We start from the raw sequence: 18,912 nt of genomic DNA on the forward strand, positions 1-18,912 counted from the left end.
TCAGTCGGGCTGGCGGCGGTCAGGCGCCCAGCCGGCGCATTTCGGCCAGGAAGCGCGCTTCGGTCCAGGCCTGTCCGTCCAGGCACAGGAAGTTGGTGGCATTGAAGGCGCGCACGATGTCGGCGGGCGATTGCGCGCCGCCTTCGAACGCGGCTTCCAGCGCGTCGCCCAGTGCGTTCTCGTAGGCGGAAGGCGCGTCGGCGCGGGTCTGCCAGACGATGTTGGCCACCTTGCCCGGCTGCTCGATGTGGCCTTTGCCCGCGACGTTGTTCGGAGCCGGACGCTCCCAGGGGACCAGGTTGGGGTTGTACGAGAGACTATCCATTGCGCTTTGCTCCATTTCTGCCTGCATGGGGACCGGTTTCATCACACTGCCGCCTGGTTCAGGTCACGCCGCGTTTTGTTTTACTAATGAAACACTGGTTTAGATATTGAACACAGGTACGACTATAGACAACGATCGTTCAAAAATAGACTGGGGTTAACCCGCGAAATGCGGAAAGTGCTGCCGGGGCGGTGGCCCCGGCCAGGGTGGACTAGCGGACAGCCGCTGGCAGCGCGCCGCGGATAAGGCGGGCTGTGGCGCAGGCCTGGTCGATGTAGCAGGCGTGCCCGGCATCGGGCACCGGCGCGAATGGCAGGCCGAAGCGCTCCGCCAGCATGCCGCAGGCCACCGGCGTGGTGACGATGTCCCGGCTGCCGCAGCCAATCTGCACAGGCACGGATGTCGGACGCCGTGCCAGGTAGGCATCGATATCGTCCCCGCACAGCATGGCCACCGCCTGCCGGTAGCCATCCGGACGCAGACGCCGCATGTTCCATCGCACCCACGCCTGCGCGCCGTCGTCTGCGGTTCCGCTCAGCAGCCGCGCGGGTCCGCGCTCGGCGAGACCTTCCACGCCCAGCGACGCGAGCGCCTCCAGGCGCTGCCGCGCGACTTCGCGCGCCTTGTCTTCCTTGCCCGGTGCGCCGTAGCCCTGCGCCACGCTCAGCAGCATCAATTGCCCGGGCAGGCCGGCGTCATCCGCGCCGGCCACATAGGCCGCCGCCATCAGTGCTCCCAGCGAATGACCAACGATCAGGTCCGGGCGCACGTTCAGCGCCCGCAGCCATTCCCGCAGGCGCGCCGCATAGTCCGAGGCCTTCGGCGCCGACTGCGCCAGCGGCGACGAACCGCCATAGCCCGGGGCATCCCACGCGAGCACACGCGCGTGCGCGGCCAGCAGGCTGGCGCAGGGCAGCCATGAGGCCGCCCCCGAACTGATGCCATGCAGCAGCACGATCACCGGTCCGGTGCTGCCGCCGCTCCGATAGGCGACCTGAGCGCCATCCCCGACCGGCGCAACGCGCTCCGCAAACCCGCTGTCTAGTGCGTCCAGCATGCCCTGGACCCGGGAGCATGAATCTTCACGGTCATTTTGTTCCATATATAAAACCAACGTTTGCGAATGAAACCTTATGACTATAGAAGCTGGGTTGCCGCATGAGGATCAGGGTTAACGACAGGTCTTTGATCCGATCCAATGTGACCGGGCCGGTCCGGTGCTTGCGTTGCGACTGCGCTTTCGCCGGTGGCTATGGCAAGACGCGGTCCGAAAAGGCTTTACTGGCGTGCCTTGCTGGTCCGAACGCAGTACTGCTGTAAACGCAGCCGGTCGGCATCCCTGCCGTCATTCACCTCACGCTCGACCACGCTCGTGTGCCGCCGTCGGCCTGGCGGTTGCGTCGCACACAGGCCTCAGTAGGGATAACCCTCCTCACTATCACGAAAAAGCCCGGCTATATTTCGTTCAACGTTTCTTATGTTGTTTGATGTTTTATATACGAAACGTTAAAGCGCCTAGAAATTCATTTTTTAGAGATTTGCAGCATCCGCCCCAGGACAGACGAGCCAGAACGATTAGAAGACGGAACAAGGAAGGAAACGGTAGATGAAACTTGCACGAATCGCTGCAGCAGGCCTGCTTGCAGCCTCCCCCCTGCTGGCCTCGGCCCAGTCGGTCACCCTGTACGGCGTGGTCGATACCGGCGTCGAATACGTGAACAATGTCGGCGCCAATGGCTATGGCCTGACGCGCGTGCCCAACAACACCGCGACCGTCCCCTCGCGCTGGGGCCTGCGTGGCACCGAGGATCTCGGCGGCGGCCTGAAGAGCCTCTTCGTGCTGGAATCGGGCTTCGCGCCCGACACGGGCAGCGCCAACCAGGGCGGCCGCCTGTTCGGCCGCCAGGCGCTGGTCGGACTGTCGAACCAGTATGGCCAGCTTTCGTTCGGCCGCCAGTACACCATGCTGTTCTGGGCCACGCTCGACAGCGATATCCTCGGCCCCAACGTCTACGGCTCGGGTTCGCTGGACAGCTACCTGCCCAACACGCGCGCCGATAACTCCGTCTCGTACAAGGGCACCTTTGGCGGCTTGACGGTTGGCGCGACGTACAGCTTTGGCCGTGACGCAGTCAATGCCGGCCCGAGCCCGGGCGGTACCAACTGCGCCGGCGAGAACCCGGCCGACAAGAAGGCCTGCCGCGAGTGGTCCGCCATGGTCCAGTACGCGACCAACTGGTGGGGCGTGCATACCGCGTATGACTCGCAGCGCGGCGGCCCCGGCGCGTTCGCCGGCCTGACCAACAGCAACCTGACCGACGACCGCCTGTCGGTGGGCGGCTACATGATCCTGTCGCGCACCAAGCTCGGCGCCGGCTGGCTGCGCCGCGACAACGAAGGCAGCGCAACCCGCATCAGCGACCTGTACTACGCGGGCGCGTCCTATGACATCACGCCCGCGGTCAACCTGGCCGGCCAGGTCTACTACCTGAACTACCACGGCAGCGACAACAAGGCCTGGCTGTACGCGGTGCGCGGCACGTATTCGTTCAGCAAGCGCACCTCGGTGTATGCGACCGCCGGCTTTATCGACAACGGCGGCCAGCTGGCCGCGTCCGTCAGCGGCGGCTCGCCGGGCTCCAACCCGAAGCCGGGCGCCAACCAGTTCGGCACCATGCTGGGCATCAAGCACATCTTCTAAGCACCGCGTTGGCACGACACAGTCCGTGCGGCGCGCTGGCCCCTGCGCCAGCGCGCCGCACGGCTGACCTGAAGCATTCACTTGCCATCGTCCGAGCGCATGCCCGATGCGCCGGATCCCAGTTTTCAGAGGTTCCCCATGAAGTCTGCACGCCGCAAAGTCATTGCCACCGCCATCGCTGCCGGCACCGCCGCCCTGTTCGCCGGGGGCACCGCCCTGGCCCAGGGCGCCTATCCCAACAAGCCGATCACGATCGTGGTCGCCTACCCGGCCGGCGGCGACGTCGACGTGCTGGCCCGCCTGTTCGCCGAGAAGCTGGCGCCGCGCCTGAAGCAATCGATCGTGGTCGAGAACCGCACCGGTGCGGCCGGCACCATCGGCAGCGCCTACGTGTCGCGCGCCAACCCGGACGGCTACACGCTGCTGCTGGCACCGAACACTGTTGCCATCGCGCCGCTGGTGCTCAAACCGGGCACGGGCGCCAGCTACGACGTGCAGCGCGATTTCACGCCGATCTCGCAGATCGGCACGCAGTCGCTGTTCGTGGTGGTGAACAAGGGCACCGGCATCACCAAGGTCAGCGACCTGGTCGCGCGGGCCAAGGCAGGCAAGGTGGAAACCTATGCCACGCCGGGCAATGGCTCGCCGATGCACATCATGGGCGAGCTGTTCAACAAGTCCGCCGGCGTGAAGATCAACCAGGTGCCGTACCGCGGCCTGGCGCCGGCCATCGTCGACGTGCTCGGCGGGCAGGTGCCGGTGACTTTCGTCACCTACGGCGCGGTGGCCCAGTATGTCGGCAACGGCAGCCTGGTCCCGATCGGGGTGGCCGACCCGAAGCGTTCGCCGTTCGCCCCCAATGTCCCGACGCTGGCCGAGCAGGGCTACAAGGACGTGGAGATCGGCGCCTGGCAGGCGCTGCTGGGGCCGAAGGGCATGTCGCCGGAACTCGTGCGCACGCTCAACGGGCACATCAACGAGATCCTGAAGATGCCCGACGTCGTGGCGCGCATGGCCACCATCGCCGTCACCCCGAAGGGCGGCGAGCCTGCGGTGCTGCAGCAGTTGCTGACTGCCGACACGGCGCGCTATACGAAGATCGTCAAGGAGTTCAATATCCAGGCCGACTGACGCGCACCGCGATCGCGCGCGCAGAACATCGAAGGGCCCGGTTCCTCGCGGAACCGGGCCCTTCTTGCTGGTGCAGGCCGATCGTCAGTTGACCTGCCGCCCCATGCCTTCCCAATAAGGCTCGCGCAGCTTGCGGCGCAGCAGCTTGCCGGACGGGTTGCGCGGCAGGGCTTCGACGAAGTCGATGCTCTTCGGCACCTTGAAGCCGGCCAGCCGCTGCCGGGTCCAGCTGATGATGCTGTCGAGGTCCGCGCCCTGCCCCGGCTTGAGCACGATGATGGCCTTGACCGCCTCGCCCCACTTCTCGTCGGGCACGCCGATCACGGCCACGTCCGCCACGATCGGGTGACCGTAGATGGCGCTCTCCACCTCGGCGGGATACACGTTCTCGCCACCGCTGATGATCATGTCCTTCACGCGGTCGTGGATGTGGAGATAGCCCTCGGCGTCGAGGTAGCCGGCATCGCCCGTGCGCAGCCAGCCATCGGCGTCGATCGTGCGAGCGGTTTCCTCGGGCTGCTTCCAGTAGCCGGACATATTGTGCGCGGAGCGGATCACCACCTCGCCCACTTCGCCTGGCGCCAGTTCGCGCCCTTCGTAGTCCACCACCTTGAGCTCCACGCCGGGCAGCGGCTTGCCGGCCGCGCGCATGCGCGGCACCTGCTCCGTGGTGTGGTCTTCCGGCGGCAGCGCCACGATCGTGCCCGTGGTTTCGGTCATGCCGTACTGCTGCACGAAGCCGCAGCCAAAGACCTCGATGCCCTCGCGCAGCAACGCCGCCGGAATCGGCGCCGCGCCGTACAGCAGGTACTTCAGGCGCGAATAGTCCATCGCGCGCGCACGCGGGTCGCGCAGCACGATCTGCATCGCCGCCGGCACCATGAACAGCTTGCTGATGCGCTCGTGCTCGATGAAGTCGAGCACCGCGCGCGGATCGAACTCCCGCGCCACCACGCCCTTGGCGCCCGACAGCAGGTTGCGCAGGCCCCAGCCCGAGCCGCCGATATGCGCCACCGGCATCGCCACCAGCGAGATATCGTCCGCGGTCCAGTGCGACCAGGGAATCGATTCGCGCTCGCTGACCTCGGTGCCGATGGTCAGGTTGCGGTGAGTCAGCATGGCACCCTTGGGGCGCCCGGTCGTGCCCGATGTATAGAGCTGCAGCACGACGTCATGGGCGCCGGGCTGGTGGTCCGGCAACGTGGCAGGCTGCGCGTCGCGCCAGTCCGCATAGACCGGCCAGTCCGGGTTGCCGCCGGCTTCCATCGCGACCACCTGGCGCACCATCGGCAGGGACGGCAGCAAGCCCTGCACCATCGCCGCGGACTCGGGCCCGACCAGCAGCAGCACGGCGTCGCAGTGGCCGATGATGAATTCCACCTCGGGCGGTGCCAGCCGCCAGCTCGCCGGCGTAATGATCGCGCCCATCTTGGCGGCGCCGAGCCAGGCTTCGAAGTAGTGGTCGGAATTCTTGCCGACGTAGCCAATATGGTCGCCGGCACGCACGCCCGCCGCGAGCAATGCCTGCGCGACGCGGCTGGTATTGCGCTCGAACTCGGCATAGGTGGTCTGCCGGCCTTCGAACGAGTAAGCGACCGCGCCAGGCCTGAGGCCGGCAAAGTGGCGCACGGCCTGAGGCAGCGTGGCCAGATAGCTGAAATCCATGGGCGTCTCCCTCTTTATGCGTGTAATGACTGACACGCCGGAATGCCGACTGTTTGCTCCCCTCTCCCGGCTGCGGGAGAGGGCAGCAACACGCTGGTGCGCCGGATCAGCGCGGTGCCATGCGGATGGCGCCGTCCAGGCGCACGGACTCGCCGTTGAAATAGCCGTTGCGGCACATCTCGACGGCGAGCGAGGCAAACTCCTCCGGCTGGCCCAGGCGCTTGGGGAACGGCACGGACGCGCCCAGCGCGGCCTTGACGTTCTCGGGGGCGCCTTGCAGCAGCGGCGTATTGAAGATGCCCGGCAGGATGGTGTTGACGCGGATGCCTTCACCGGAGAGGTCGCGCGCGATCGGCAGCGTCATCCCGACCACGCCGGCCTTCGATGCCGAATAGGAAGCCTGGCCGATCTGGCCGTCCTGCGCCGCCACCGATGCCGTGCTGATGATCACGCCGCGATCGCCGCTGGCGGCGTGGTCCAGCGTCAGCATGCCGGCGGCCGAGCGCGCGATGCAGCGGAAGGTGCCGATCAGGTTGATCTGGACAATGCGCTCGAACGCATCGGTCGGGAAGAACTTGATCTGCGACGGGTCTTCCTTCGAGCGCGACGCGGTCTTGATCGCATTGCCGGTGCCGGCGCAATTGACCAGGATGCGTTCCTGCCCGATGGCGGCGCGCGCCTTGGCGAAGCCGGCCTCGACTTCGGCTTCCGAGGTCACGTTGACCTGGCAGAACACCCCGCCCAGTTCACGCGCCAGCGCTTCGCCCTTCTCGGCATTGAGGTCGAACAGCGCCACGCGCACGCCCTGCGCCGCCAGCGCACGGGCCGTCGCCGCGCCCAGGCCCGAGGCGCCGCCGGTCACGATGGCCGATACCGATGCATTGAGTTCCATTACCGTGTTCCTTCCGTCTGGTTTTTGCCGGGTCATTGCCGCACGCGCGACGGGCCCGATACGGGTGTCAAGAGCCGGCACCGCGGGGCGCCGGAGCGGGTTCGAGATTCGTGGATCGGGCCCTGACACGCATCGTCGGAAGCGACGAATGCACCGATACGCCACTTTCATTGCCTTTCGCGGCGTCGCAACACAGCCTCCGGGACCCGGCGTCGCGGACCGGGATGGGACCAATGCGCTACAGTGTCGCGCATGGAAGGCTTGACCGATCCCATGCGCCCTCATCTCCCCGACCTCCGCTGGTACCTGCGCCGACATGCCTGGCTGCTGCTGGCCGCGCTGCTGCTTTCGCCGCTGTTTCACCGGCCCGCCAATGCGGCGCCGGCAAACCCGCTCGTTGCCGCGATCCAGCAGAGCGATGCCAGGGCCGCGCCGGCCAGCGTCCCGCTGGCCCAATCGCTCGACCAGGTCATCGGCACCCTGCAGGACGACACGCAACGCAAAGCGCTGCTGGAACAGTTGCGATCATTGCGCAGCGGCCTGAACGCGGCGGCGTCGGCGCCCGTCGCGCCGGCCTCGTCACCGGGCCTGATCGGCGCCGTGGCGCAGGCGCTCGATGAATTCGATACGCACCTGCGCAAGGACCACGGCCCCTGGCACTACTGGCGCTGGCGCGCGCAGTTCGCGGCCGAGGAATGGCGGGCGTCCGTGACGCACAACGGTACGCGCGCCGGGCTCGAGTCGCTGCGCGAGTTCGCCGTAGTGATCGGCGGCTGGGCGCTGTGCGGATGGGTCCTGTGGGAGATCGGCCACCGCATCCGGCTGCGGCGCAGAAAGCAGGCCGACGGCAAGGTCACGCTGGTACGCAAGCCGCGCAGCGGGCTGCCCGAGGTGCCGTCGTGGATCGATGTCGGCATCTATATGTTGCGGCGCATCGGGCCCTGGGTCGCGGCATTCGGGCTCACGGTGCTGCTCGCCTACCGCAATTTCTCGCAATCGCCGGCGAGCGTGGCCGCCGTGATGGCGGCCCATGCCATCGTCGCCGGGGCCATCGCGGCCGCGGTCTGCCAGGTCATCTTCGCGCTGTTCCGCACCGCGCACCGCCGGCTGGCGGTGCACCAGCTGCTGACGCGCTCACCCTTGCTGCTGTTCTGCACCGGCGCCCTCGCCGCACTCGGCAACAGCGCCACCGACAGCCGCATTACGGCCGTGCTCGGCGCTAACCTGTGCGCCTTGCTGTCGACGGCGGCCAATGTCGCCGCGGCAATCCTGATCGGCGTGTTCGCGCTGCGCTTCCGGCGCCAGGTCGGCCAGGTGATCGCGCAGCGGCCGCTCGAATTCCGGCAGTCGCATCCGGCCCTGGCGGACCTGCTGCGGCTGGCCGGCCAGGCCTGGCACCTGCCGGTTCTGGCAGTGGTGGTGGCCTCGGTGATCGGCACCGTGCTGGCCACCGGCCATGCCGACGTCTTCCTGCGCCGCACGGTGGCCTCGGTGGCGCTGCTGGTGTTCGCGCTGCTGCTGACGCTGGTTGCCGGCCGCTCGCCCAAGGCCAGCGTGCGCGCGCCACGTATCCGCGACCGGCGGCGCTCGGCCTACCTGGAACGCTTCGGGCGCTTTGCCATGGCGCTGGTACGCGTGGTGATCTGGGTCACCGTGATCGAGCTGGGCGCGCGCATCTGGGGCACATCGGTGCTGCACCTGGCGCAAGCGTCGCCGGCGGGCCGGCATATCGCGGAATCCATGCTGAGCGTCACGGCAACGGTGCTGCTGGCGTGGCTGGTCTGGCTGCTGATCGACACCGCCATTACCCAGGCGTTGTCTCCGGCCTACGGGCGCGCCGCGCAGCCGAGCATGCGGGCCAAGACCATTCTCCCGCTGGTGCGCAATGCGTCGCTGGTCACGCTGCTGGTGATCGCGATGATCGTGGTCCTTGCCAACCTGGGGGTCAATGTCACGCCGCTGCTCGCGGGTGCCGGCGTGGTGGGGCTGGCGATCGGCTTCGGCGCGCAGAGCCTGGTGCAGGACCTGATCACCGGGCTCTTTATCGTGATCGAGGATTCGATCGCCATTGGCGACTCGATCGAGCTGCCCGACCATGCCGGCGTGGTCGAAGGCATGACCATCCGGACCGTCAAGCTGCGCGATGGCAAGGGCGCCCTGCATACGCTGCCATACAGCCAGATCAAGGCGGTCAAGAACCTGTCGCGCGGCTACGGCTACGCCGTGTTCAGTATCGGCATCGCCTACCAGAGCGACCTGGACCGGGCCCTCGACCTGATCCGCGCCACCGGCGCCCAGATCGCGCGCGATCCGCGCTATGCGCACAAGCTCCTGTCCGGCCTGGAGATCCTGGGCCTGGATCGCTTCGACCCGAGCGGCCCGGTGGTGATGGCCCAGGTCAAGACCCGCCCGCTGATGCAGGCCGAGATCACGCGCGCGTTCAACGCGCTGCTGAAGCGGCAATTCGATGCCAATGGCATCTGCATGGCCTCCCCAAGCCTGACCATCCAGCTCGCAGGGGGGCCTGCCGGGGCCGCAAGTGTCGAAGCCATCATGCCGGCGTCTAAATGAGATGTATGCGTCATGCAAGAAAGGTGTGCTTGTCGCTTTTGCGAAACGCCCGTCCCTTTCGCGCGTCAAAAATCCCTCACGAATCCCATCTCGCGCATTAACATCCCTGCGTTATGCAGGCGTCGACATATGCCGATCGTCCGGTGGTTCCCGCTTTGGGGACCATAGCCCCCCAAAGGGTGGATAAAACCGACACGATTGTTTGGCATCATGGCCGGCACTCGGGCACGGTCATGCCTGAGGAGCATCCTGCATACGGGGCCGGAAGCCACGGCACCGTTGCCACAGGGCGCGACAGACACCCGGGCAGGCACTTGGCGCAAGGGAACACAAGAGAGCAGCCATTAGAAAATGGCGTCAGTCAAGGCGTTTGCCACCGGGGGAAAAATATGGGCGAACACCCGAGTCTCGACGATGAGTTTCATCGTCTGGTCGACTCTATCTACGAGTCCGCAATGGACGTGGCGGCAATGCCCGCTGCCCTGGACCTTTTTTCTCGCTACACAGCCACAGGCAGCCCGCGCTACCTGATCTGGGACAAGTTTGCCGGCCACGCCCGGCTCGGCGTGACGCCGCACGGTTGTTTCACCCATGGCGTCAACCTGCCTGAAGGCGTCGTTGCGCCACCGGCAAGCGGCGGCCATCCGGCTATCGTCCCAGCCGCCCTCGCATCCGCCGGGGCCGGCGCCGCACTGGCGATGGCGGATGGCGGGGCTGCCGACCTGGCCGTCTCCGGTGACGCTGGCGGACTCGAACAGGGTTTCCGGCTTATCGACACCAGCGAGATCTGCGTGCTCATGAGCGGCACCACCTCGGAGCACAGCCACCTGCATGGCAGCGTGCGCGAACGCCGCCTGGCCCATGTCATGCCGCACTGGGTCCGCGCGGCGCGCATGCAGCAGCGCAACTTCGAACTGAGCGGACTGGCCTCGCTCGGGCTGGCCGGACTCGACACGCTCGATTTCGGCGTCATGGTGCTGCAGGCGGACATGCGCGTGCGCTACGCCAACAGCTGGGCCGAATCGCTGGTGCAGGCCGACAGCAACCTTGCGCTGGAACGCGGCGTGCTGCGTGCGCGCGATGCCGCGCTGCAGGACGTGCTGCAGCGGCTGCTCGACGGCGCCGTGCGGGGCCGCAGTGCCGACGCCGCCGCGGGCTCATGGATGCACATCACCTCCGGCGGGCAACCGGTACCGATCATCGTGGTGCCGCTGGTCTCGCGCCAGCCGGTGGAAGGCCCATGGCAGCTGCCCGCGGCGATGATGCTGCTCGGCAACTCGGAATCGCGCTCGGTGCTCGATGCCGCGGTCTTGACGTCGCTGTTCGGGCTGTCGCGCAAGGAAAGCATCATTGCCATCCGGCTCGCTGCCGGCGAAACGCTCAATGAAATCGCCGAGCGGGAGTTCCTGTCGCCCCATACCGTGCGCGTGCATATCCGCGATACGCTGCGCAAGACCGGCACGCACCGGCAGTCCGAGCTGGTGCGGCTGCTGCATTTGCTGCCTGGCGTGAACCTGATGCGGACGGCAGCTTGTCCGGTGGCGCGGCCCAGGGCGAGGCAGGTCAAGAACGGGTGAGAGCCCATTCCCGGGGCTGACCTCAGCCCTCCCCCTCCACCGCCGCCAACGCCGCGGCAAGAAACCTCTGCACCTGCCGGTCCGCGTCATCCGCCCGCGCGGCCAGCGCAATGCCAATGCGCCCCGCCGGCCGCGGACTCGAGATCGGCAGGAACTTCACCCCGCGGTTCGCATAGCGCGTTGTCACGCCGGGCACCAGCGCCACCCCCAGGCCGCTTTCCACCAGGCTGACGATGGTCTGCACCTGCACCGCTTCCTGCGTGACGCGCGGCACGAAACCGGCCTGCTGGCACAGCATCATGGCGACCGCATGCAGGTTGGGTACCGCCGCGGCCGGATGCATGATGAACGGCTCGGCGGCCAGTGCCTTCAGCGGAATGGAGGCCTCGCTGGCATGCGGGCTGTCCGCCGGCACCGCGGCGACGAACACATCGGTTTCAAGCGGCGTGAGGGTGTAGCCGCCGCTGCTCAGGATCGGAAACCGCACCAGCCCGGCGTCGAGCCGATGGTTTTCGAGCTGGTCCAGGATGGCCGCCGTGGTGGATTCCTGCAGCACCAGCTCGATCCCCGGATGCGCGGCGCGGAACGCCGGAATCAGCTTCGGCAGCAACGCATAGGTGGCGGAGCCGATGAAACCGATGCGCAAGGCGCCCCGCTCGCCCTGCGCGGCCGCCATGGCCGCCGCACGTGCCTGGCTGGCGTGGAACAGCGCGCGGCGCGCGTCCTGCAGCGCCGCCTCGCCCGCCTGCGTCAGCCGGACCCCGCGCGGGGTGCGCACGAACAGCGCGGTGCCGAGCTGCTCCTCCAGCTTGCGGATCGAAATCGACAGCGGCGGCTGCGCCATGTGCAGGCGCTCGGCGGCCCGGTGGAAGTTGCCCGTCTCGGCCAGGGCAACGAACTGCTGGAGCTGGCGCAGATCCATTTCGATATCCTGTGAATATCAATTTCTAAAAAAGTAATATTAGACCAGATACCTGTCGCTGATCTACGCTGTGCCCCACAGAACCAGATCCGGAGACAGACGCATGCTGCCCTTAGCCGGCATCCGCGTGATCGACCTTTCCACGGTCGTGATGGGCCCTTATGCCAGCCAGTGGCTGGCCGACTTTGGCGCCGAGGTCATCAAGGTCGAACCGCCCGAGGGCGATTCCACGCGCCGCACCGGCCCCGCCGCCGAATCCGGCATGGCCGCGATTTTCCTGGGCGTGAACCGCAGCAAGAAGAGCGTCGTGCTGGACCTGAAGCAGCCGGCGGCGCAGGCGGCGCTGGACCGCCTGCTGTCCGGCGCCGACGTGCTGATGCACAGCATGCGCCCGCAAAAGCTGGCCGCGCTGGGCCTGTTGCCGGACGACGTGAGGGCGCGCCACCCGCAACTGGTCTACGTCAGCCTGCTCGGATTCGCAGAGGATGGCCCGTATGGCGGCCGCCCGGCCTACGACGACATCATCCAGGGCCTGTCCGGCAACGCCGCGCTGATGGCGGCGCAGACCGGCAGCAGCCGCTATTTCCCGACCATCGCGGCGGACAAGACCAGCGGCCTGGTGGCGGCGCTGTCGGTGTGCGCGGCGCTGGCCGGCCGGGCGCGCTCCAATGGCAATGGCAGCGGCAAGGGCGCCATGGTCGAGGTGCCGATGTTCGAATCCATGGTGGCCTTCAACCTGGTGGAGCATTTCTACGGCCGGCATTTCGAACCGCCGCGCGGCGGCACCGGCTACCCGCGCGTGCTGGCGCCGCTGCGCCGGCCCTACCAGAGCGCCGACGGCCATGTCTGCATGATGCCGTACACCGATGCCCACTGGCGCGACTTCTTCCGCGCCGCCGGCCGCCCCGAACTGGCCGCGGACGCGCGCTTCACCGATATCTCGGCGCGCACCGCGCACATCGAAACGCTGTACGAGATCACCGGCGAGATCGTGCGCGGACATAGCACCGCGCACTGGCTGGAAGTCTGCGAAGCGCTGCAGATTCCCGTGGCCCGGGTCAACGAACTCGACGACCTGCCCGACGATCCGCACCTGCGCGCGACGGGCTTCTTCGAACCGGTCGAAGATCCCGCCATGGGCGCCTTGCGCTTTCCGGGAGCACCGGTACGCTTTGATGGAGCACGCGCACCGATCGGCGTGCCGCCACGCCTCGGCGAGCACACCGCGCAGCTGCTTGCGCGGGCCGGGATGACGCAGCAGGACATCGACGGGCTCAGCGCCACGGGTGCCGCGTACTGCGCCCCGCAGCCGCCGGTCCAGTCTGACAACGCCAAGGAGACCGCATGATGCAAAGCCACCTGCCCCGCCTGGGCCAGGGCTTCTACTGGCAGGACCTGAAGGAAGGCCAGGCCTTCCGCACCTTCCGCCGCACCGTGACCGAGACCGACCTCGTCAATTTCATCTCGGTCACCGGCATGGTCGAGGCGATCTTTATCGAGGACGGCTACGACGCCGGCGCGATCCGCGGCCGGCCGGTCCCCGGCGCGCTGACCTACACGCTGATCGAAGGCTTCATCCTGCAAACCATGATCCAGGGCACCGGCCTGGCGATGCTGGAACTCACGCAGCAGATCCTTGCCCCGGTGGTGGTCGGCGACACGGTATGGGCCACCGTCACGGTGACGGGCATCCGGCCGACATCGCGCGGCAACCGCGCGGTGGTGGACTCGGCCATCGAGGTCTTCAACCAGCGCAACGAGAAAGTCATGACGTACACGGCGCGCCGGCTGCTGGCCGGACATCCTGACTGAAACCGCGGCGCGCCACGCCCGACTGACCCCGGGCTTCGTCCTGGCCCCACGCCTTCACGCAACCGGATATTCAACGTGACCGCATTGCTTTCCACCTTCCAGCTCACCAGCCTGCCGCCGCACGCCACGGCGTTCCGCGAGCAGGTCCGGGCCTTCCTGGCCGAACACATGCCGGCGCTGCCGCCTGATGTGCGGGCACGCTCGTGGATGGGCTTCGACGCCGCCTTCAGCCGCGCGCTGGCCGCGCGCGGCTGGGTCGGCATCACGCTGCCGGCCACCTGCGGCGGCGCCGGGCTGGACCCGTTTTCGCGCTTCGTGCTGGTGGAAGAACTGCTGGCCGCCGGCGCGCCCGTGTCCGCGCACTGGATCGCCGACCGCCAGAGCGGCCCGCTGATCCTGCGCTATGGCACCGAGGCCCAGAAGGCCAGGTACCTCCCCGCCATCTGCCGTGGCGACGCCTTCTTCTGCATCGGCATGAGCGAACCGAACTCGGGCTCCGACCTGGCCAGCGTGGCCACGCGCGCGGTCCGGCAGCCGGATGGCAGCTGGCGCCTGAACGGGCGCAAGATCTGGACGACCAACGCCAACCGCTGCCACTACATGCTGGCGCTGGTGCGCACCTCGGGCACGCCGCAGGACCGGCAGGCCGGGCTGTCGCAGGTCATCGTCGATCTCTCCGCGCCCGGCGTCACCGTGCGCCCGATCCAGGACCTGACCGGCGACGCGCATTTCTCGGAGGTGAGCTTCGAGGACGTGGCGCTCGCGCCGGACGCCCTGATTGGCCAGGAAGGCAGCGGCTGGGAACAGGTGAACGCCGAGCTGGCATTCGAGCGCAGCGGCCCCGAGCGGCTCTATTCGAGCGTGGTACTGCTCGACACCTGGCTGGCGGCGCTGCGGCGCCTGCCCGAAGCGCGGCGCGACACCGTCACCGCCGGCCGGCTGGTCGGCCACCTGGCGGTGCTGCGTGCCATGTCGCTGGCCGTGACCGCGCGCCTGGCCGCGGGGGAAAGCCCGGTGGTCGAAGCCGCGCTGGTGAAGGACCTGGGCACGACCTTCGAACAATCGATCCCGGCGCTCGTCGAAGCCGCGCTGGGCGACGAACCGGCGCTGGCCGCCGATGGCGCGCTGTACCGCACGCTGGTCTACGTCACGCAGATCGCCCCGTCCTATTCGCTGCGCGGCGGCACCCGCGAAATCCTGCGCGGCATGATTGCGCGCGGCCTGGGGCTGCGCTGATGCGCCGAGGCCCCGCACGCGTCCAACACTGAATCCATCGCCATGCATAACACCTATTCCGACGCGCTCGCCGACCTGCTGCGCGATCAATGCCAGCCCGCGACCGTGCGCGCCATCGAACAAGGCGCCGACCCCGCGCCGCTCTGGCAGGCGCTGCTCGACAGCGGCTTTGCCGACTGCCTGCTGCCCGAATCGGCAGGCGGTGCCGGCCTGTCCCTGTCCGACCTGGCGCCCGTGCTGTACGTGCTGGGCCGCCACGCCATGCCCTTGCCGCTCGCGCAGACGCTGTTTGCGCGAGGGTTGCTGCAGGCCCATGGCGTGACCGTGCCCGCCGAACCGATCGCGCTGGCCAGCCTCGACGATGGCAGCCTCGCCACGCTGGTGGCCGATGCGCGTCACGCAGGCTGGTTCCTGGCGCAGTCCGGTACCCGCTGCGTGCTGCTGCCGGCCGCCGCTGCCGGCGCCGAGCCGACTGGCGCTCACGCCGACCAGACCATGCGGCTGCCGCGCTTCGACGGCAAGGCAGAGACGGCTTTCGCGCTGCCCGCCGGCATGCTGCGCACCATCGGCGCCTGCCTGCATGCCGCGCAGATGGCCGGCGCGCTGTCCCAGGTCATGGACATGACGCTGCAGTACGCCAACGACCGCCTGCAGTTCGGGCGCGCGATCGGCAAGTTCCAGGCGATCCAGCACCAGATCAGCGAGATGGCCGAGCATGTCGCCGCCTCGCGCGTGGCCGCGCAGATCGCCTGCGACAGCACCGGCAGCCGTCCCGACCCGGTACGCGCCGCCATCGGCAAGCTGCGCGCCAGCGACGCGGTCACGCCGGTCGCGGCCATCGCCCACGCCGTGCATGGCGCCATCGGCATTACCGAGGAGTTCGACCTGCAGCTGTACACGCGGCGCCTGCATGCATGGCGCGTGGCCGACGGATCGGAGCGATGGTGGAGCCGCGTGCTGGGCGAACTGGTCTGCGCGGAACCATCGCGCGGCGCGGTGGAGTTGGCGCGCGAGTGGTACGAGGCGACGGCCTGAGGCACGCCAGGAAATGAAACGGCGGCCCGGTCCGGGGCCGCCGCATCGCAGTGAAAGCGCCGCCTCAGGCGGCCAGGCTCAGCCCGCCTCCCGGCACCTTCTTGTGACGGCGTTCCGGCTTGCACTCGTACTTGAGTTCGCGCCGCCCGTCCTCATACGCCACTTCGAGCCGCACATTGAAGCCCCACAGGCGCGTCACGTGGCGGATCACTTCGTCGAAGTTATGCGACAGCGGCCGGCGGTCGCTCTGCTGGTGGCGCAACGTGAGCGAGCGGTCGCCGCCCACATCGACATTGGTAACCTGGATATTGGGCTCCATGCCGGACAGGTCGTACTGCGACGCCAGCAGCTGCCGGATCATGCGGTAGCCTTCGTCGTTATGGATGGCCGTCACGCGCAGCTTGTTCTCGCGGTCATCGTCCAGCACCGAGAACAGCTTCAGTTCGCGAATCACGCGCGGCGACAGGAACTGCAGCAGGAAGCTTTCGTCCTTGAAGTTGCGCATGGCGAAGTCCAGCGTCGTGCGCCAGTCCGATCCGGCGATCTCCGGCGCCCAGCGGCGGTCCTCTTCGTCCGGGTGCTCGCACATGCGGCGCAGGTCCTGGAACATCAGGAAGCCCAGCGTGTACGGGTTCAGGCCGCTGTAATACGGGCTGTTGTACGGCGGCTGGTAGATCACGTTGGTGTGGGCCTGCAGCAGTTCCAGCATGAAGGCGTCGTTGACCAGTTTTTCCTCGTAGAGCTGGTGGATGATGGTGTAGTGCCAGAACGTGGCCCAGCCTTCGTTCATCACCTTGGTCTGTCGCTGCGGATAGAAGTACTGCGCGATCTTGCGCACGATGCGCACGATCTCGCGCTGCCACGGCGCCAGCCTGGGCGCATTCTTCTCGATGAAGTACAGCAGGTTCTCCTGCGGCTCGGGCGGGAACGAGGATTCGGGTTCCGCCGCATCTTCATCCGCGAGCGCGTGGGGACGATGCTTGGGCAGCGTGCGCCACAGGTCATTGACCTGCATCTGCAGGTAGTTCGCGCGCTCGGTCTGACGCGCCTGCTCTTCGTTGATCGACAGTTTCTTGGGCCGCTTGTAGCGGTCCACGCCGTAGTTCTGCAACGCGTGGCAGGAATCGAGCAGCATCTCCACTTCCTGCTCGCCATAGCGCTGCTCGCACTCCAGCACGTAGTTCTTGGCGAACAACAGGTAGTCGATGATAGCGTCCGCATTGGTCCAGGTGCGGAACAGGTAGTTGCCCTTGAAGAAGGAGTTGTGCCCGTAGCAGGCATGCGCGATGGTGAGCGCCTGCATCGGCAGCGTGTTCTCCTCCATCAGGTAGGCAATGCAAGGGTTGGAGTTGATGACGATCTCATAGGCCAGGCCCATGTGGCCGCGCTGGTAGCTGCGCTCCGAGGCCAGGAAATGCTTGCCATATGACCAGTGGCTGTACCCCACTGGCAGCCCTGCCGACGCATAGGCATCCAGCATCTGCTCGGCCGTGATGATCTCGATCTGGTTGGGATAGGAGTCCAGTCCGAACTCGCCGGCAATGCGCGCGATCTCGCGGTCATAGCGGTTGATCAGCTCGAAGGTCCAGTCCGAACCCGTTGAGAGATAAGCCATCTTCACCTCCGTCTGGCACAGCCGTCCGCGCCGGCAGATGCTGCCGGGACGGCGCCGCCGCGCCGCGTTGCAAAGGTCCTGCCGGCCCGCCTGAACCGGCGGGCCGCGAACGTACCGCCAACGTACCGCCCGTCAGGCCGCGCGCTTCTGGAACAGGTCGTGCAGCACGGGGTAGATCTCGTCCGCGCTGATGATCCGCTGCATCGCGAAGTGCTCGAACTGGCTCTTGACCGTCAGGTACTCTTCCCAGAGATTCTGCGGTTCTTCGGACGCCACTTCCACGTAGGCGAAATATTGCACCAGCGGCAGGATCGCCTCGCGTAGCAGCCGGCCGCACAGTTCGGAGTCCCCGGCCCAGTTGTCGCCGTCGGACGCCTGCGCGCAGTAGATGTTCCACTGGCTCGGCGGGTAACGGTCGTGGATCACCTCGACCATCAGCTTCAGCGCACTGGACACCACCGTACCACCGGACTCGCGTGAATGGAAGAAATCCTCCTCTTCCACTTCCTTGGCCACGGTGTGATGGCGGATGAACACGACATCGATGCGCTCGTAATTGCGCTTCAGGAACAGGTACAGCAGCATGAAGAAGCGCTTGGCGAGATCCTTCCTGCTCTCGTCCATCGACCCCGACACGTCCATCAGGCAGAACATCACCGCCTGCGCCTGGGGCCGCTTCTTGAGCACGCGGTTGTTGTAGCGCAGATCGAGCTTCTCGATGAACGGCACGCGGTCGATGCAGGCGCGCAGGTGCCGCATCTCCTTCATCATTTCGAGCGCGGCTTCGCTGTAGGGCCCTTCCTTCTCCAGCGCCTCGCTGTATTCCTTCTCCAGTTCGCGCAGGCGCTTCTGGTATGGGCTGGACAGCGCAATGCGCCGGCCGAGCGAGCTGCGCATGGTGCGCAGGATCGACAGGTTGGAAGGGGTGCCGTCGATGGAGAAGCCGGCCCGCACCTTGCGGACCTCGGCGATCTTGGCGAGGTGGCGCTTGGCCAGGTCCGGCAGCGCCATGTCCTCGAAGAAGAAATTCAGGAAATCCTCGCGCGACAGCGTGAAGACGAAATCATCCTCGCCCTCGCCGCTGTCGCTGGCGCGCGAGCCGGTCCCGCCGCCGCCCTGTTGCTGGCGGTCGAATGAATCGCCCCGGACGAACTTCTTGTTGCCGGGATGGATCCATTCGCGCCGCCCGCCCGGGCCGTGGTGAAAGATCGGCTCGGAGATGTCCTTGACCGGAATGGACACCTGCCCGCTCTGCTCGATGTCCATGATCTTCCGGCCGGACACCGCCTTTGCAACCGCCTGGCGTATCTGCTCGCGGTAGCGCTTGATAAAGCGCTGCTTGTTGACGGCACTTTTGTTGCCGCCGTTCTCACGCCTGTCGATGACCGTGGCCATGTATTTGCCCTCGAAGAGAGGCCTGGTTCAGGCGC

Annotated in this window: 15 protein-coding genes; 8 read left to right on the forward strand and 7 right to left on the reverse strand. The window is 67.2% G+C overall.

The genetic code is table 11. The features are described from left to right. Positions 1-19: 19 nt before the first annotated feature. Positions 20-325: a recombinase-like helix-turn-helix domain-containing protein gene (locus tag ACIGJC_RS25615; protein ID WP_483712192.1), complete on the reverse strand. Its 306-nt coding sequence runs from the start codon at positions 323-325 to the stop codon at positions 20-22. 211 nt (positions 326-536) lie between these two features. After that, entirely contained in the window at positions 537-1,427 is an 891-nt protein-coding gene (locus ACIGJC_RS25620) for an alpha/beta fold hydrolase (protein WP_483712193.1), read from the reverse strand. A 504-nt stretch (positions 1,428-1,931) separates the two neighbouring features. On the opposite strand from ACIGJC_RS25620, the gene ACIGJC_RS25625 reads away from it, so the two are divergent. Both ACIGJC_RS25625 and ACIGJC_RS25630 read left to right on the forward strand, forming a co-directional pair. Then, the gene (locus ACIGJC_RS25625) at positions 1,932-3,026 is read left to right on the forward strand and encodes a porin (RefSeq protein ID WP_483712194.1); all 1,095 of its coding nucleotides are present in this window, start codon (positions 1,932-1,934) and stop codon (positions 3,024-3,026) included. 138 nt (positions 3,027-3,164) lie between these two features. After that, positions 3,165-4,157 carry a Bug family tripartite tricarboxylate transporter substrate binding protein gene (locus ACIGJC_RS25630; RefSeq protein ID WP_483712195.1) on the forward strand — a complete coding sequence of 331 codons (993 nt, stop codon included), beginning with the start codon at positions 3,165-3,167 and terminating at the stop codon, positions 4,155-4,157. Positions 4,158-4,241: 84 nt separating this feature from the next. Here the strand turns inward: ACIGJC_RS25630 and ACIGJC_RS25635 are convergent, their stop codons facing one another. Next, a complete protein-coding gene (locus ACIGJC_RS25635; protein ID WP_483712196.1) occupies positions 4,242-5,822 on the reverse strand; it encodes a fatty acid--CoA ligase in 1,581 nt (526 codons plus the stop codon). A 106-nt stretch (positions 5,823-5,928) separates the two neighbouring features. Further along, positions 5,929-6,714, reverse strand: coding sequence for an SDR family NAD(P)-dependent oxidoreductase (locus ACIGJC_RS25640; RefSeq protein WP_483712198.1), 786 nt, complete (start codon positions 6,712-6,714; stop codon positions 5,929-5,931). 273 nt (positions 6,715-6,987) lie between these two features. On the opposite strand from ACIGJC_RS25640, the gene ACIGJC_RS25645 reads away from it, so the two are divergent. Then, positions 6,988-9,285: a mechanosensitive ion channel family protein gene (locus tag ACIGJC_RS25645; protein WP_483712200.1), complete on the forward strand. Its 2,298-nt coding sequence runs from the start codon at positions 6,988-6,990 to the stop codon at positions 9,283-9,285. Between the two features lie 389 nt (positions 9,286-9,674). Then, the gene (locus ACIGJC_RS25650; RefSeq protein ID WP_483712202.1) at positions 9,675-10,862 is read left to right on the forward strand and encodes a helix-turn-helix transcriptional regulator; all 1,188 of its coding nucleotides are present in this window, start codon (positions 9,675-9,677) and stop codon (positions 10,860-10,862) included. A gap of 22 nt (positions 10,863-10,884) precedes the next feature. On the opposite strand, the gene ACIGJC_RS25655 is transcribed toward ACIGJC_RS25650, so the two are convergent. Continuing rightward, complete coding sequence (locus ACIGJC_RS25655) at positions 10,885-11,784, reverse strand: LysR substrate-binding domain-containing protein (RefSeq protein ID WP_483712203.1); 900 nt, start codon at positions 11,782-11,784, stop codon at positions 10,885-10,887. A 103-nt stretch (positions 11,785-11,887) separates the two neighbouring features. Between ACIGJC_RS25655 and ACIGJC_RS25660 the strand changes: the two genes are divergently transcribed. From ACIGJC_RS25660 to ACIGJC_RS25675, 4 genes are all read left to right on the forward strand, one after another. Then, positions 11,888-13,132, forward strand: coding sequence for a CaiB/BaiF CoA transferase family protein (locus ACIGJC_RS25660; protein ID WP_483712205.1), 1,245 nt, complete (start codon positions 11,888-11,890; stop codon positions 13,130-13,132). Then, complete coding sequence (locus ACIGJC_RS25665; protein WP_483712206.1) at positions 13,129-13,596, forward strand: MaoC family dehydratase; 468 nt, start codon at positions 13,129-13,131, stop codon at positions 13,594-13,596. Before ACIGJC_RS25660 ends, ACIGJC_RS25665 begins: the two co-directional genes overlap by 4 nt. A 75-nt stretch (positions 13,597-13,671) precedes the next feature. Then, complete coding sequence (locus tag ACIGJC_RS25670) at positions 13,672-14,832, forward strand: acyl-CoA dehydrogenase family protein (protein WP_483712207.1); 1,161 nt, start codon at positions 13,672-13,674, stop codon at positions 14,830-14,832. A 42-nt stretch (positions 14,833-14,874) separates the two neighbouring features. Beyond that, positions 14,875-15,867, forward strand: a complete 993-nt coding sequence (locus ACIGJC_RS25675) for an acyl-CoA dehydrogenase family protein (protein ID WP_483712209.1) — start codon at positions 14,875-14,877, stop codon at positions 15,865-15,867. Positions 15,868-15,931: 64 nt separating this feature from the next. Here the strand turns inward: ACIGJC_RS25675 and ACIGJC_RS25680 are convergent, their stop codons facing one another. Both ACIGJC_RS25680 and ACIGJC_RS25685 read right to left on the reverse strand, forming a co-directional pair. After that, positions 15,932-17,482 carry a SpoVR family protein gene (locus ACIGJC_RS25680; protein ID WP_483712210.1) on the reverse strand — a complete coding sequence of 517 codons (1,551 nt, stop codon included), beginning with the start codon at positions 17,480-17,482 and terminating at the stop codon, positions 15,932-15,934. A 132-nt stretch (positions 17,483-17,614) separates the two neighbouring features. Then, on the reverse strand, positions 17,615-18,877 hold the full coding sequence (locus ACIGJC_RS25685; protein WP_483712211.1) for a YeaH/YhbH family protein: 1,263 nt from the start codon (positions 18,875-18,877) through the stop codon (positions 17,615-17,617). Between the last annotated feature and the right edge of the window lie 35 nt (positions 18,878-18,912).

It is taken from the genome of Cupriavidus sp. C3SS-1 (assembly GCF_057073755.1).